Genomic DNA, 15,535 nt, shown 5'->3' on the forward strand with positions numbered 1-15,535 from the left:
GAATGACCGAGAAAATCTCGGTCATTCTTTCTGTTGTAATACTTCTAATTCAGCTTCTGTTAATGGACGATAATCGCCGAGCTCGAGAGTTTCATCCAATTGAAGAGAACCCATACGCATCCGTTTTAGATACGTCACTTTTTTACCTACGGATTCAAACATTCGTTTTACTTGATGAAATTTCCCCTCCATAATCGTCAACTCGATTTCAGACACTTCACCACTTGACAAGATAGTCAATTCACCAGGTTTTGTGAAATACCCATCATCAAGCGTGACACCTTCTTTAAACTTCTTCACATCATCATCTGTTACTCGCCCATCAATAGTGGCGAAATATAATTTCGGCACATGTTTTTTCGGCGATAAAAGCTGATGGGATAGATGGCCGTCATTCGTCAGAATCAACAGACCTTCCGTGTCTTTATCCAAGCGTCCTACCGGAAAAGGTTTAAAATGTTGCGCCACTGGATCAAGTAAATCAATGACGGTTTCATCTTTTTTATCTTCCGTGGCAGAAATGACACCAGGTGGTTTGTTCATCATTAAATAAATAAACTCTGTATAAATAACTTCTTCCCCATAAACAACGATCGAATCTTTTTCCGTATCGACGTGCATGGAGACATCCTTCGCAGAAACGCCGTTTACTTCAACTGCTTTTGATTTAAGCAAAAGCTTTACTTCTTTTCTGGAACCATAGCCCATATTTGAAAGTAATTTATCTAACCTCATAAAAGAACCACCTTAAAAACCAAATTTCTTCGTATATTTCGTTAATCGTTCACCAAATAATTTCTGCGCAATTCCCAAACGAAGGGCAATGGCTCCATAAACTAGTGCACCAATTGCACCTACAATTAAGATAATCAACATAGCCCCGAATTTAGATTCGGCAGGCATGATCTGAATTAGCACCATGCGAGTGATGACAGCGGCAATAAACATCGCTACGTTTATCCCGGTAATGAGAACGATTCTTCTTACCAATAAAATGGAACGGTAGTTTTGCGTTACAACCAATACAGCAAAGTTCATAAAGATTGCAACACTGTATCCAATAATTGTCGCTGCAATAGCCCCGTTCGTTTCCCATAAGCTGATTAACGGAATGTTCAACGCCAATTTAATTAATAATCCAACCAACAAGTTGAGAATGATCCATCTCTGTTGATTGATACCTTGTAAAATGGCAGCAGTTACAGGGAACAGACTGAATAGAATGGCAACAGGCAAGTAATGCGCCAGAATATCTGAGCCTACTGCACTTTTTTCATAGAATAAGTGATAGAGTTCAGGAGCCAGAACCGTCATTCCAATCACAGCAGGCATCGTAAGGAAATATAGGATTTGGAATGTCTGATCAAGCGTTCGTGACAATTGCTTATGCTCATTGGTCGTGAAATATTTAGTTACCAAAGGTATCAATGCCATGGAGAATCCGGTCGCAAGCATGACAGGAATCATAACCAATTTATGTGCCGTGAGATTCAGAATACCCAAATAATCGGTTTTCAAGGAATGTCCTGCATCACTCATTGCACGATTGAATGTTAATAAATCCACAAATTGGAACAGTGGATTAGCAACTCCCAAAAATACTACGGGAATTGCATAAACCAAAATTTCTTTATACATATCTTTTAAATTCACATCGTAAGAAGCTGTAGATTTTTCAAGTAAATTGTCATATTCCGGTTTCTTTTTCCGCCAATAATAATACAGCACAACTATACCGCCAAGTGCACCGACAAATGCGGATAGTACAGCTACTTGAATGGCTTCTTTTGGTGTTCCACCAAAAACATTCAAGACCAGGAAAGTGCCCCCAAGTAAAAAGATAATCCGTACGATTTGTTCAATCAATTGAGAAGATGCTGTTGGCATCATGAAACTATACCCTTGGAAGAATCCTCGAAGCAAGCTCATAAAAGGAACAGCAATCAATGCAAAACTAACCCATTGAATGGCATCCGTCACGTCTCCAACCGTATATATTTTCTCATTCTCAGCGATGGTAACCCTTGCAAGTGGTTCCGCAAAGAAATATAAAAACAAAAACGATAGGAATCCTGTGACCAGCATCGCCATTAAACCGGATTTTAATAATCTTCTGCCTGTTTCATAATCCCCTAAAGAATTATATTTGGAAACAAACTTTGAAAAAGCCAAAGGCGCACCGGAAATCGCTACTGCTAGCATAAGATTGTATGGAATATATGCATATTGGTACAGCCCAATATTCTCTTCTCCAACCATCGAGTAAAATGGGATGATATAAATAACCCCTAATATTTTCGAGAGGAATAGACCAATCGTCAGAATGGCCGTACCTTTATATAAATTATTTGACATGTTTAACTTCCTGACCTCTAAATTTTAAAACCTACAGGATATTTTACCCCTCGAACATGAAAACCACAAATGGTTTATAATAAAGAAAAAAGAAGAAAGTGTGTTTATCCCATGTATGATGTAATAATTGTCGGAGGCGGTCCCTCTGGATTAATGGCGGCCATTGCTGCTGGTGAAATTGGCAAGAAAGTATTACTTCTTGAAAAAGGTACGAAACTTGGAAAAAAATTAGCGATATCCGGCGGTGGACGTTGCAACGTTACGAACCGATTATCCCAGGAAGAAATTGTGAAGCACATTCCCGGTAATGGACGGTTCCTGTATAGTCCTTTCTCGGTTTTCAATAATGAAGACATCATTACTTTCTTTGAAGGTCTTGGTGTTGAGCTGAAAGAAGAAGATCATGGGCGCATGTTCCCTGTTTCCAATAGGGCTCAGGATGTTGTCGATACTTTAGTACGCCAATTGGAAAAGTTGCGTGTAGAAGTACTATTCGAAAGACCCGTTGCGAAACTTTTGATGAACGAAGATAAAATTCTTGGCGTCCGTCTGAAAAGTGGACAAGAAATCTTAAGTAAATCCGTTGTACTCGCTGTTGGAGGGAAAGCTGTCCCTCAAACAGGATCGACTGGCGACGGTTACCCATGGGCACAGCGTGCAGGACATACAGTCACCACCTTATATCCAACTGAAGTACCGTTGTTGTCTGATGAAAAATTCATTCGTTCAAAAGAATTGCAAGGACTCGCACTTCGTGATGTAGCGGTCTCTGTCTTGAATAAAAAAGGAAAAGTGTTGATTACCCATCAAATGGACATGTTATTTACCCATTTCGGTTTAAGCGGTCCCGCTATTTTACGTTGCAGTCAATTTGTCGTCAAGGAACGCATGAAAAACGGGGAATCCCCTGTTGATATGGTTATCGATTCCTTACCGCAAGAAAATGCGGAGTCAACTTTCCAGATGCTGGTCAAGTTGATGAAAGAAGATGCCAAGAAATCAGTAAAAAATGTTTGGAAAGGCGTTGCGCCTGAACGTTGGCTGTTGTTTTTATTAAATCGAGCTGGCATCGAATCGAATGAAATCGGTGCTAACCTGTCCAATGAAAAAGTTCGAGCTTTAGCCAGCTTGTTGAAATCATTTTCGATGAAAGTAAATGGCACTCAACCTATCGAAAAAGCGTTCGTTACCGGTGGTGGTGTTTCTGTAAAAGAAATTGAACCGAAGACGATGGCTTCCAAGAAAAAGCCTGGTCTGTATTTCTGCGGTGAAATTTTGGATATTCACGGCTATACTGGCGGGTACAACATTACCTCCGCTCTCGTTACCGGGAAAATTGCTGGCATGAGCGCTGCGCAATACGCAAAAACTATTCCATATGTACCGGTTGAATATAAATAATCATTACACAACTAACGAAAAACGGAGCGAAGTGATCCAGTCACTTTGCTCCGTTTTTTAATTACCTCTCACTTATTTTTGTTGGCTCATGCGGAACATGCGGTCAGCGCAAACGTAATGTTCTAAACCCTAGTAAGATATAAGAATCAAAAAAGGAAAGAGGCAAGTGATTTTGTCACTTCCCCCTTTCCATAACATTATTGCGTAATCTCTCGCATCTTCTTATCCAGCAGTTGAAATGCGTGCTTTAATTCACTTTTTGGTACACTCTCATACAAATCACCAATGCTCAATTCAAAATCACATCTTTCATCTGATGTTTCTCTTAAATACCTGGTTAAACCAATACCTGTTTCAATGTGTATTTCTGCCAACAAACGTTCCATGGTTTCCTTTGCGCCACCAAAATAGATGTGGAACATATTAGAAACAGGCATCAATGGTAATGTTTCCACTCCATGACATGAGTTGAAAAGTTCGGCAAGTTCCTTTGCATCCTCATAATATTGCCCCATTTTCTCTGATCTTTGATCAAAATAATGATCGGCACTGATGATATATGGGTACAGACTGATTAAATCTCCCCCATGACGTCGTTTCCAAATCTTTGATTCTTGTGCAAAGTCTTGATCACCGGCCAGAATAGCCCCCGCAATTCCACCTATCCCTTTATAAACGGATATATATACGCTATCAAATAAACTACAGATMTCAGTTGCAGTTTTTTGATAATAAGGAAGTATTTCAAGAAGTCGTGCCCCATCTAAATGCAACTTGATTCCTTTCTCACGACAATGACTGGATATTTTTTTCAGTGTTTCATACGTCGGTAATTGACCGCCTATTTCACGCTGAGGCAATTCCAGCAATAAACAAGCTATTTCCTCGTCCATAGTGAGCACATCATTCAGTTCAATTACCCTGTTCTTGTCCGCCAACAATACCGTTTCGATATGGTGCAATTCCTTCAAGCCATCTTGCTCATGAATTTCCAGATGGCTTAATGGATGATAAGCCACTTTTCTCTGGCATTTTTTGTCGCACCAGATACGCAATGCGATTTGCTGTGCCATTGTGCCACTTGGAAAGAAGACAGCTGTTTCTTTTCCTAAATACGCTGCCATCTTGGCTTGAAAAGCTTCAATTATTTCGCCTCTTCCGTACATATCGCTCACTGTCTGGCCATCGAAAGAGTCGAATGCCTCTTTCAATATTTGAATATTTCTTGTACCGTGTCCATCAATTTGATATTTAGTTTGTTTAAAAGAATCCATTAGAAGATTAGTTTGGCTCATTGTTTTTATCCTCCCATTCTTTCTACCTATCTATTTAGTATAGCACTTGAGCATGGCATGTATGAGATGCTGTCCATTTCACTTAAGATGAATGTTGTGTATTCCAAATGACACATCTATACTGAACTTATATAAAGCATGAATATTCAAAACTATAGGAGGAAGTAATATGAAACTAGGAGCATTTTCTGTAAGTTTGAGTGTAAAAGACATTAATAAATCAAAATCATTTTACGAAGATTTAGGGTTTGAAGTCTTCGGTGGGGACATTACTCAAAATTGGCTTATTATGAAGAACCAAGGTTGCGTAATAGGGCTGTTCCAAGAAATGTTCGAAAAGAACATTCTGACTTTTAATCCAGGATGGAATCAAAATGCCGAGAATCTTGATACGTTTACGGACATTCGAGAACTGCAGAATCAGCTTAAAGCAAAAGGAATTAAAATACTGACTGAAGCAGATACATCAAGCGTTGGACCAGCCAGTTTTACAATTGAAGATCCAGACGGTAATCCTATTCTCGTGGATCAACACGTATAAAGAACAGATAATGTGGGACAACTACTTTTTTCGGAACGATCGCAACTTCACCATCTAATCAACAAAAATAAACCCCAGTCATTTAAATGACTGGGGTTTTCGCTTATCCTGCAAAATATAGTGCAATGGCGAATGAAATCAGTGAAATGATAAATACACTGAGTGCCATCCTTTTGTTGGATTTAGAAATTTCCGGGTGACGCAGTATCGTGAAAATCTTCCAGGAAAATGCGATGACGACAAGTATTAAAACAACATGTATCGGTTCCATTAGCCGACCACTATGTTCACAAGCTTACCAGGAATGGCAATGACTTTTTTGATTTCTTTTCCATCAAGAATTTCAATCACTTTTTCGTCTTGTAATACTGCTTTTTCCAACTCATCTTTTGTGAAGTCTTTACTAACGACCATTTTCGTGCGAACCTTACCATTGAATTGGATAGCCATTTCAATTTCGTTTTCCACTAGTTTGGATTCATCGAATGTCGGCCAAGCCACGTAAGAAATCGTTTCGCTGCCTCCAAGTTTTTCCCAAAGCTCTTCTGCCACGTGTGGTGCTACAGGAGCAAGTAGCTGAACGAATCCTTTTACATATTCAACAGGAATTTGTGGTGCTTTGTAAGCATCATTGATAAAGACCATCATTTGCGAAATCGCTGTGTTGAAACGGATTCCTTCGTAGTCTTCCGTCACTTTCTTCACTGTCTGATGATACACTTTTTCGAGTGTTCCATCATTTGACTCAACAATCTTACCGCTGATTGTACCATCTTCATTTACGAACAAGCGCCAGATGCGATCTAGGAATCGACGGGCACCGTCAAGTCCATTTTCTGACCACGCAATGGACGCATCCAATGGCCCCATGAACATTTCGTATAAACGAAGAGTGTCTGCACCGTGGCTTTCCACGATATCGTCAGGATTCACGACATTCCCTTTTGATTTGGACATTTTTTCGTTATTTTCGCCCAAAATCATTCCTTGGTTGTAAAGTTTTTGGAATGGTTCTTTAGTTGGCACAACGCCAATATCATACAACACTTTATGCCAGAAACGAGCGTAAAGTAAGTGAAGAACCGCATGTTCAGCTCCACCGATATAAATATCGACAGGCAACCATTGTTTAATCAATTCTGGGTCTGCGATGGCTTGATCATTGTTTGGATCAATATAGCGCAGGTAATACCAGCAGCTACCTGCCCAGTTTGGCATTGTATTCGTCTCACGACGGCCTTTCATGCCCGTTTTCGGATCAACAACATTTACCCATTCGTCTATTTTAGCAAGTGGTGATTCACCTGTTCCACTTGGTTTAATATCATTAGATTTCGGTAAAATCAGTGGAAGTTCTGATTCATCAATAGCTGTTATTGAACCATCTTCCCAGTGAATTACAGGAATCGGCTCTCCCCAGTAACGTTGACGGCTGAATAACCAATCACGTAGGCGATATGTTACTTTCTTTTCGCCAGTTCCTTTTTCTTCAAACCAAGCAATCGCTTTTTCAATTGCTTCCGTTTTGTCCAGACCATTCAAGAAATCAGAGTTTACATGCTCGCCTTCTCCTGCATACGGTTCTTTTGAAACGTCTCCACCTGCAACGACTTCAACGATTGGAAGTTCAAACTGTTTGGCAAATTCATAGTCGCGTTCGTCATGTGCAGGAACAGCCATGATTGCGCCCGTACCATATGAAGCCAGTACATAGTCAGCAATCCAAATCGGCATTTTTTCTCCATTTACTGGATTAAGTGCATAAGCACCTGTAAACACACCTGTTTTGGATTTTGCTAAATCTGTACGCTCAAGGTCGCTTTTCAACTTCACAGATTCAATATATTTTTCTACCGCTTCACGTTGTTCGGCTACGGTAATATCTTTTACCAAAGCATGCTCGGGTGCTAGTACTGCATATGTTGCGCCAAAGATTGTATCCGGACGTGTAGTAAATGCACGGAATGAGTGCTCAGTGCAATCCACTTTGAATGTCAGTTCTGCTCCTTCTGAACGGCCAACCCAGTTACGTTGCATATCTTTAATGCTTTCTGGCCAATCCAGTTCATCCAAATCTTCGATTAAACGATCGGCATATGCTGTAATTTTCAGCATCCATTGCTTCATTGGACGTCTTTCAACAGGATGCCCTCCGCGTTCGGATTTCCCATCAATCACTTCTTCATTTGCAAGCACAGTTCCAAGTGCCGGGCACCAGTTCACTGCCACTTCATCCACATAAGCCAATCCTTTTTTATGTAGCTGAAGGAATATCCATTGCGTCCACTTGTAATAAGAAGGATCCGTTGTATTGATTTCACGTTCCCAATCATAAGAGAATCCAAGTTCCTGAATCTGACGTTTGAATGTTGCAATGTTTTTTGCCGTAAATTCAGCAGGGTCATTGCCTGTATCAAGAGCATATTGCTCTGCAGGCAAACCAAAAGCATCCCATCCCATTGGATGTAACACATTGTAACCTTGCATACGCTTGAATCGGCTCAAAATATCAGTTGCCGTATATCCTTCTGGATGACCTACATGCAGTCCTGCACCTGACGGAAAAGGAAACATATCCAAAGCATAAAACTTTGGTTTTGAAGAATCTTCCCCAGTTTTAAATGTTTTATTTTGATCCCAATACGTTTGCCACTTTTTTTCAATCTGTTGATGTTTAAAATTCATATCTTTTCCTCCTTAAAATAAAGGCTCTGTTAAACAATGCTGTTGATTTTCCGCAAAACAGCTACGCTTTCCTTGGGCGAGTGTCGAGCCTCCTCAGGCCAACAGGATGTTGGTCACGAAGGCGTTGCCACACGAGGTGGCGTTCCTAGCCTTCGTTCCTATATTCGCTTCTGGGGGGTCTCGACTGTCTCGCTTTCCCAAAGGAGTCTTCGCTGTTTTGCTCCATATCACTTACCAGTAAAAAACAACAAAGAAATATAACATAGCCAAAATAAAAAAAACTCTCGTCCATTAGTCAAAAAAGACTAAGGGACGAGAGTTATACGCATACTCCCGCGGTACCACCCAAATTAGCAACAAATATTGCTCAACTTGTTTCCTTAACGCGGAAAACGGCACCGGTTACTACTACTTCACCACTGCAGACTCCAAGGCGAGTTCAATAATTTGTGATACCGACTTGCACCAACCGTCGGCTCTCTACAAAACACAACATTATTTACTGATCCTTTTCACAGTCTTACACTATTGTTTTTTATTGTAATCGAAGTTTTCAAAAAGCACAAGATTTATTGAACAGTATATCCGCCGTCCAGAACAACTGCCTGTCCCGTCATGCCTTTTGCCGATTCGCTGGATAAGAACATCGCTAAATCCGCGATTTCTTTTACATCCAGTAAACGTTTTTGTGGAACCAACGGATAAATAACTTCTTCAAGCACTGATTCAAGGGGCACATTGCGAGTTGTAGCCAAATCTTGCAACTGATTACGCACAAGAGGCGTGTCCACATAACCTGGGCAAATTGCATTTACGGTAATGCCGTCCACTGCTGTTTCAAGAGCTGTAACTTTCGTCAATCCAATCACGCCATGCTTGGCCGAGTTATAGGCTGATTTACCAGCAAACCCTACTAATCCGTTGATTGAGGCCATATTGATAATACGGCCGAAGCCTTGTTTGCGCATATGTGGCAATACATTTTTCGTGGCAATAAATGGAGCAGTGAGCATGATTTTTATAAGCAATTCAAAACGTGCAGTTGGGAAATCTTCCAACATGGCAACGTGTTGCATACCAGCATTGTTGATTAAAATATCAAGCTTGCCAAATTGTCTGATGGTTTCATCGATTGAAATGATAATTTCCTCTTCAACAGTTACATCACATTTTAAGCCGATTGCACCTGAACCAAGTGAAGCCGCTGCTTCTTTTACTTTTTCTTCATTCAAATCAGTCAACACCACTTTGGCGCCAGCTTGTGCAAACTCTTGTGCTATTTGAAAACCGATTCCTTGTGCTGCACCAGTAATGAATAACACTTTATCTTTTACCATCATATTTCCCTCCAAAAAAATCAGCCGCACTAGGCGGCTGAGTTCATTTAATTAATTCCAAAACCAAACGAGAATAGTATAATCGCAATTACTACACCGATTGCTGGTGTAACAACTGTAGTTGCAGCTACTGCCCAATAAGCTTGGCTATATTTCTCACCACAAATGGAATGAATAGTTGTGACAACATAGCCATTGTGTGGCAATGAATCAAGCGCTCCAGATGAAATGGCCACAACACGGTGTAACGCTTCAGGGTTAACACCAGCATCCATATAACCTGGTGCTAATAATGGTAATGCAATAGCTTGCCCACCAGAAGCTGAACCAGTCATACCTGCAATTACTGATACCGCTACAGCCGCTCCGATTAAAGGAGAACCAGGAATGCTTGTCATTGCATCAACTGCTACCTGAAATGCAGGCACAGATTTTGCAACTCCACCGAAACCTACAACCGCAGCCGTGTTACCAATAGCGATAATAGCACCTACAGTACCCGCAGAAACTGCTTCCCAAGGTGATTTAAAGTATTTCCAACTAACGATAAACGTTGCAATAATTCCACCCAGCAAGGCAACAATTAATGCGGAAGTTTTTAATTCATTGTGGAAAATGAACGAAATACCCAATACAACCAATAATGGAATCATAGATAGGAATGGATTTGGCAATGGACGGTTTACATCAAAAGTTGGATCCGTTTCACGATCTTCAAAACGTTCACCTTTATTGACTGCTTTCGTGATAAGTTTTTTCAACCACCAATAACCGAAAACTGCCATGAAAGCAGCTACAATTAAACTGACTTCCCAACCTGCAAACTGATCTGTCTTTAAATATGGAATTGGAATCCAGTTTTGAATTTCTGGAGAACCTGCAGAAGTCATTGTAAATGTGACAGATCCTAAAGCTAATGTCGCTGGAATAAAACGACGTGGTAAATCTGCTTGTTTAAATAAAGAGATAGCCATTGGATATACAGAGAATGCTACGACGAACAAACTAACACCGCCGTAAGTTAAAGCTGCACATGCAAGTACAATTGCAAGCACGGCAAACTTCATGCCTAATTTTGCAACAAACCATTTGGCAACTGAATCTGCAGCACCACTGTCTTCCATTACTTTTCCAAAAACAGCCCCAAGTAAGAACATTAGGTACCAAGCTAAAATGAATGATGTAAAACCTGTCATATAACTGGTAACAAAGTTTGCTGMTCCTTCTTCAACCAACTGAGGAAATAATGGCAGACCACTCATGACGGCAACGAATAATGCAGAAATCGGTCCACCAATAAGAATGTTTACACCTTTTAATGTTAAGAAAATGAGTAAAGCTAGTCCACCAAGGAGGCCGATCATACTTAATACAATACTAGTATCCATTAATAAATTTCCCCCGAAATTTTATTAAGACGTTTTAGAACTGGACGTTTTCTTTTACATTATCCACATTTAAAGAAGCTTCTGTAGAATCAATGACGTCTTGAACAGAGAACCCTTCAAAAACTTCTTTTAGAACCAATCCAGTTGGTGTTACTTCAATCAAAGCACGTTCTGTAATTATTTTATTTACAACGCCTTTACCGGTTAACGGGAGATCACATTGTTTCTTGATTTTGGCTGACCCATCTTTTGCAACATGGTCCATAATCACGATGATTTTCTTGGCACCATGAACTAAATCCATTGCGCCGCCCATGCCTTTAATCATTTTGCCTGGAATCATCCAGTTTGCTAAATCGCCAGTCTCTGAAACTTCCATACCACCTAAAATAGCAACGTCAACATGTCCACCACGAATCATGGCAAACGACTCAGCACTTGTGAAAAATGCAGAACCTGGAATTGTTGTAACCGTTTCCTTTCCTGCGTTAATCAAGTCAGGATCAACTTCATTTTCTGTTGGATACGGTCCGATACCTAGTAATCCGTTTTCAGATTGTAAAACTACTGTTTTGTTAGGAGAAATATAGTTTGCAACCAAAGTTGGCATCCCAATTCCTAAGTTCACGTAGTTTCCGTCTTCAATTTCTTGTTCAGCTCGAATAGCTATACGATCCCTAACATTTACTTTTCCCATGCTGTTTGTCTCCTCCTGTCTTATGAACGAGTCGTTAAACGTTCAATCCGTTTTTCTTGTGATGCTTGCAGTAGTCCTTGTACATAGATGCTTGGTGTTTGAACTGTGTTCGGATCCAAATCACCTGTTTCAACAATTTCTTCCACTTCTGCAATGGTGAATTTCCCTGCAGCCGCCATCATCGGATTAAAGTTTTGCGCTGTTTTGTTATAAACAAGATTCYCAAACTTATCAGCTTTCGCAGCACGAACAAGTGCAAAGTCAGCTCGCAATGCTTCTTCAAGTACATATTCCTTACCGTCAAAATCACGAATTTCTTTTCCTTCAGCAATGGTTGTACCAACGCCTGCCGGAGTAAAGAATGCAGGAATGCCAGCACCGCCCGCACGAATTTTTTCAGCTAAAGTCCCTTGTGGCGTCAACTCCACTTCGATTTCGCCAGATAATACTTGGCGTTCAAATTCCTTGTTTTCACCAACATATGAACCGATCATCTTTTTTATTTGTTTATTTTTCAATAAAAGACCAAGTCCCCAATCATCTATTCCACAGTTATTCGAGATAACGGTTAAATCGGTTACTCCTTTATCAACAAGAGCAAGAATCAATTTTTCGGGTATTCCAACCAGTCCAAAACCACCGACCATTAATGTCGCACCATTTTGAATTTGTTGTACAGCCTCTTCTGCAGAAGAATAGATTGGCTTCATGTGTTTTCCTCCTTACAAGAATTCATTTAATTAATTGTATAAAAGCGCTTTCATAGCTATTAAAACAGATACGGAATTTTCACGCAATAGAAGTTGTGACAACTAATTGTCGAAATTCCTCGTCTTCAAGTCCGAAATTTCGGACTGTTTAGAAGTCTATTTAATATGAATAGAGATTTTGTCGAAATTAGTAGTCCTATTTTTCGGATTTACGTCCGTTTATTCGGAATTAGGTCATAAGTTATATTTTTTTATTTTTTCATAAAGTGTCGAACGACTCAGTCCTAATTGTTTGGCTATTATCCTTTTATCCTTTTCATCTTGCAATGCATGTTGAATCATCATTTTTTCAAGATCTTCAATTGCATCCTGCAAGTTGACGAACTGAGTTACGGGTTTTTTTCGAACTTGTTTCAATTGTTCCGGTAATGCAGTGGGTTCTATTATCTCGTGCTCGGCTAAATAAACTGCCGCTTGAATGACATTTTGCAATTCGCGAACATTGCCGGGCCAATGGTAGTTTTGTAAATACTCTCTTGTTCGGCTCGACAGGACAAGTCTGCGTTTACCAGCCTTTAATATGTATTGCTGCAGAAAGGTATTAGCCAGTTCTGTGAAATCTTCCATTCGCTCACGTAACGGGGGAATACGTAGCGTAATGGCTTGTATTCGATAATATAAATCTTCTCGGAATTTGCCTTGTTCAATTAAATGTTCCAAAGGACGATTGGTTGCTGCAAGTATTCTAACGTTTACCTGTTTCGTCATATTAGAGCCAATGGGTTCAATTTCACCTTCCTGTATAGCGCGTAATAGCTTCGCTTGAATGGTCAGTGGCATTGCACCAATTTCATCAAGAAACAAGGTGCCATTATCGGCAAGTTCAAAGCGTCCTTTTCGATGATGCTTTTCGGGCTCTAAATAGGCACCAAAAATCTCCGATTCCAATAAATCCTCTGGGATTGCTGCACAATTAATTTTCACAAAGGGAAATTCGGCACGCTCCGATCGTTCATGGATACTTTGAGCGAATAGTTCTTTTCCCGTCCCACTTTCGCCTTCTATCAGTACGGACAAATCACTTGGGGCAATCATTTGTATTGTTTCTTTGATCGAACGAATCGCTTTCGAACTACCTTTGATATCTTCAAGACGATATAATTTGTTCGGTGCTTCATGCGAAGTCATGTTAATTTTGTCCATGGTAGTCCTAACGTGTGAACTAAGCTTTTTCCAATCGTTCATATCCCGAAAAACAACGCTTCCAAAAGCACCGACAATTTCTCCATCCACTATTAAAGGTACGCGATTAGCCAGCATATATGTCCCTTTTATGTAATGAGGAGATGCTTGGTGTGCCATTCCGGATTTAATAACTTCGTGCATTTTTGTATTTTCGATTACTTCATCCACAGGTTTTCCGATGGCTTGATCTCGTGGCACCTCTAAAAACCGGCAATAGTCTTCGTTGATATAAAGGATTCGTGAATTTTTATCTACCACGACAAACCATTGAAAGGCGTTCTCCAATATTTGTGCAAGAACAGACTCCGGTAATTGTTGTAATACTGACTTCATTTTGCTCACCCTAACTTTGCGATTCGTTCCATTCTATTTTCCCAAAGAATACGCAATTATGCAAAAAAGCGAAGAGCCTAAGTAGGCTCTTCACTTTCTTTTCTTAAGGTTATATTTAACTTTTCTATTATTATCATAGATTTCATGATAGATGTAATTGCACTCTTACTACCTATGCCATCATGCAACAGAAAAGTACATGTACTCTTTCAATTCTTATTCAACATCTACTGCATTCTTTAACATTGCCTTTTTAAGTGGACGATCATAGTAAAGGCTTGGGATGATAGCCAATGCCATGAATGACGTCAAGATTAAAAACATAGCTGTCATACCATACTGATCGACCAGGACTCCACCTACAAAAGGACCCAGCATTCTGCCAACAGTCGCTGTACTGTTAACAATTCCCTGATAGAATCCTTCCCTGCCCTTAGGTGCCAGCTGACTTGCTAAAGTCGGCACAGCGGGCCACACAAACATCTCCCCAATGGTCAATATCACCATCGCTGTTACGAACATCGAAAATACTTGTGCATATCCAACGACGATAAATGAAATCATCATGATGACAATACCTAAAACCAACTGAGCTTTTACACGGTGTTCAAGTCTTTTGACAATCGGTTGAATGATTGGCTGGGCAGCTAAAATGAGCAACCCATTAATTGTCCATAGCAAACTGTAATGCTTCAGTGTCAGTCCCAGCTCCTGAGTATACGTCGCAATAGTTGACTGCCATTGCACATACACTAGCCAACATAGTAAATAGCCGCTAGTGACGATAAGCAAGGCATAAAACGGTGCTTTGTTACGTATCTTTTTCCCTTCATTAATGACGGAAGTATGCATATTCGGCGAAATATTAAACTTTCGATAGCCAAAAAACGCAATGAAAAAGAACACAATATACATGCCTAAATTCGCAATGAAAATATAATCAAAACTAGCATCCGCGATAATTCCAGCTACTGCTGGACCGATAGCTACACCCAAATTTTGTGCAAGATAGATCGCATTGAACGCTTTCCTCCCACCTTCCGGCCAGGCAGTTCCCACCATCGCATACATACTAGGAAAGACAATACCTCCACTGAATCCTATAATCGTCAGGAACCACACATAATGCGGCCAACCGTGCCATAGAGTTAACCCAATCAGACCAATTATAGTAATGACAATTCCAAGCATGATGGATTTATACCCACCAATACGGTCAAACAAATAACCACCGAGTAAATTACCGAAGATTCCTGCACCTGCATTCGCCATTAAAACCAACCCTGCCACTGACAGACTTTTTCCTAAATGTTCATGTAAATATATAGTATTTAAAGGCCATAAAAACGAGCTACCCGTGACATTGACGAGCATACCTATTATTAAAAGCCATACACTTCTAGGCATGACAATTCCTCCATTATTTCGAAATCCTAAATAATTGTAGTCTTTTTTGGGCAATCCAACAAGATGTCTCAAATAATACAAGTATTCTGCTTTTTGGGTGCATGGGTTTTCTAAGAGAATCATGATAAAATACCCTTTTAG

The 15,535-nt window shown here is 40.1% G+C and carries 13 protein-coding genes and 1 other annotated feature; of the genes, 2 read left to right on the forward strand and 11 right to left on the reverse strand.

Features of this window, described 5'->3' with window-relative positions:
* Positions 1-21 precede the first annotated feature (21 nt).
* A complete protein-coding gene (locus AC1DSL_RS03710) occupies positions 22-735 on the reverse strand; it encodes a pseudouridine synthase (protein WP_477531207.1) in 714 nt (237 codons plus the stop codon).
* Positions 736-747: 12 nt separating this feature from the next.
* A complete protein-coding gene (locus tag AC1DSL_RS03715) occupies positions 748-2,355 on the reverse strand; it encodes a putative polysaccharide biosynthesis protein (RefSeq protein WP_477531208.1) in 1,608 nt (535 codons plus the stop codon).
* A 111-nt stretch (positions 2,356-2,466) separates the two neighbouring features.
* Here AC1DSL_RS03715 and AC1DSL_RS03720 point away from each other — a divergent pair, with 111 nt between their 5' ends.
* Positions 2,467-3,756: a BaiN/RdsA family NAD(P)/FAD-dependent oxidoreductase gene (locus tag AC1DSL_RS03720; protein WP_477531209.1), complete on the forward strand. Its 1,290-nt coding sequence runs from the start codon at positions 2,467-2,469 to the stop codon at positions 3,754-3,756.
* A 197-nt stretch (positions 3,757-3,953) separates the two neighbouring features.
* On the opposite strand, the gene AC1DSL_RS03725 is transcribed toward AC1DSL_RS03720, so the two are convergent.
* The gene (locus AC1DSL_RS03725) at positions 3,954-5,051 is read right to left on the reverse strand and encodes a threonine aldolase family protein (protein WP_477531210.1); all 1,098 of its coding nucleotides are present in this window, start codon (positions 5,049-5,051) and stop codon (positions 3,954-3,956) included.
* A gap of 169 nt (positions 5,052-5,220) precedes the next feature.
* Here AC1DSL_RS03725 and AC1DSL_RS03730 point away from each other — a divergent pair, with 169 nt between their 5' ends.
* Positions 5,221-5,592, forward strand: coding sequence for a VOC family protein (locus AC1DSL_RS03730; RefSeq protein WP_016426569.1), 372 nt, complete (start codon positions 5,221-5,223; stop codon positions 5,590-5,592).
* 103 nt (positions 5,593-5,695) lie between these two features.
* On the opposite strand, the gene AC1DSL_RS03735 is transcribed toward AC1DSL_RS03730, so the two are convergent.
* The 8 genes from AC1DSL_RS03735 to AC1DSL_RS03770 all read right to left on the reverse strand — a co-directional run bounded on the left by AC1DSL_RS03735 (position 5,696) and on the right by AC1DSL_RS03770 (position 15,394).
* Positions 5,696-5,863 (reverse strand): hypothetical protein, encoded by a 168-nt coding sequence (locus AC1DSL_RS03735; protein WP_016426568.1) that lies wholly within the window; start codon positions 5,861-5,863, stop codon positions 5,696-5,698.
* A complete protein-coding gene (leuS, locus tag AC1DSL_RS03740) occupies positions 5,863-8,277 on the reverse strand; it encodes a leucine--tRNA ligase (protein ID WP_477531211.1) in 2,415 nt (804 codons plus the stop codon). The genes AC1DSL_RS03735 and leuS overlap by 1 nt, the downstream gene beginning before the upstream one ends.
* A 305-nt stretch (positions 8,278-8,582) precedes the next feature.
* Positions 8,583-8,802: a binding site (T-box leader), on the reverse strand.
* Between the two features lie 44 nt (positions 8,803-8,846).
* The gene (locus AC1DSL_RS03745; RefSeq protein ID WP_036659257.1) at positions 8,847-9,614 is read right to left on the reverse strand and encodes a 3-hydroxybutyrate dehydrogenase; all 768 of its coding nucleotides are present in this window, start codon (positions 9,612-9,614) and stop codon (positions 8,847-8,849) included.
* Positions 9,615-9,661: 47 nt separating this feature from the next.
* Positions 9,662-11,002: a GntP family permease gene (locus tag AC1DSL_RS03750; RefSeq protein WP_477531212.1), complete on the reverse strand. Its 1,341-nt coding sequence runs from the start codon at positions 11,000-11,002 to the stop codon at positions 9,662-9,664.
* Positions 11,003-11,036: 34 nt separating this feature from the next.
* Positions 11,037-11,699 (reverse strand): 3-oxoacid CoA-transferase subunit B, encoded by a 663-nt coding sequence (locus AC1DSL_RS03755; protein WP_342543216.1) that lies wholly within the window; start codon positions 11,697-11,699, stop codon positions 11,037-11,039.
* A gap of 20 nt (positions 11,700-11,719) precedes the next feature.
* The gene (locus AC1DSL_RS03760) at positions 11,720-12,409 is read right to left on the reverse strand and encodes a CoA transferase subunit A (protein ID WP_477531213.1); all 690 of its coding nucleotides are present in this window, start codon (positions 12,407-12,409) and stop codon (positions 11,720-11,722) included.
* Between the two features lie 234 nt (positions 12,410-12,643).
* Entirely contained in the window at positions 12,644-13,987 is a 1,344-nt protein-coding gene (locus tag AC1DSL_RS03765; protein WP_477531214.1) for a sigma-54 interaction domain-containing protein, read from the reverse strand.
* 216 nt (positions 13,988-14,203) lie between these two features.
* Entirely contained in the window at positions 14,204-15,394 is a 1,191-nt protein-coding gene (locus AC1DSL_RS03770) for an MDR family MFS transporter (RefSeq protein WP_477531215.1), read from the reverse strand.
* Between the last annotated feature and the right edge of the window lie 141 nt (positions 15,395-15,535).

Source organism: Paenisporosarcina sp. P4_D4, assembly GCF_056401835.1.

What these genes read in the sequence shown, in the direction of transcription:
- AC1DSL_RS03765 (WP_477531214.1), bottom strand. Translation starts at nt 13,987, where the DNA reads ATGAAGTCAGTATTACAACAATTACCGGAGTCTGTTCTTGCACAAATA.
- AC1DSL_RS03720 (WP_477531209.1), top strand. Translation starts at nt 2,467, where the DNA reads ATGTATGATGTAATAATTGTCGGAGGCGGTCCCTCTGGATTAATGGCG.
- AC1DSL_RS03755 (WP_342543216.1), bottom strand. Translation starts at nt 11,699, where the DNA reads ATGGGAAAAGTAAATGTTAGGGATCGTATAGCTATTCGAGCTGAACAA.
- AC1DSL_RS03770 (WP_477531215.1), bottom strand. Translation starts at nt 15,394, where the DNA reads ATGCCTAGAAGTGTATGGCTTTTAATAATAGGTATGCTCGTCAATGTC.
- AC1DSL_RS03730 (WP_016426569.1), top strand. Translation starts at nt 5,221, where the DNA reads ATGAAACTAGGAGCATTTTCTGTAAGTTTGAGTGTAAAAGACATTAAT.
- leuS (WP_477531211.1), bottom strand. Translation starts at nt 8,277, where the DNA reads ATGAATTTTAAACATCAACAGATTGAAAAAAAGTGGCAAACGTATTGG.
- AC1DSL_RS03710 (WP_477531207.1), bottom strand. Translation starts at nt 735, where the DNA reads ATGAGGTTAGATAAATTACTTTCAAATATGGGCTATGGTTCCAGAAAA.
- AC1DSL_RS03715 (WP_477531208.1), bottom strand. Translation starts at nt 2,355, where the DNA reads ATGTCAAATAATTTATATAAAGGTACGGCCATTCTGACGATTGGTCTA.
- AC1DSL_RS03745 (WP_036659257.1), bottom strand. Translation starts at nt 9,614, where the DNA reads ATGGTAAAAGATAAAGTGTTATTCATTACTGGTGCAGCACAAGGAATC.
- AC1DSL_RS03735 (WP_016426568.1), bottom strand. Translation starts at nt 5,863, where the DNA reads ATGGAACCGATACATGTTGTTTTAATACTTGTCGTCATCGCATTTTCC.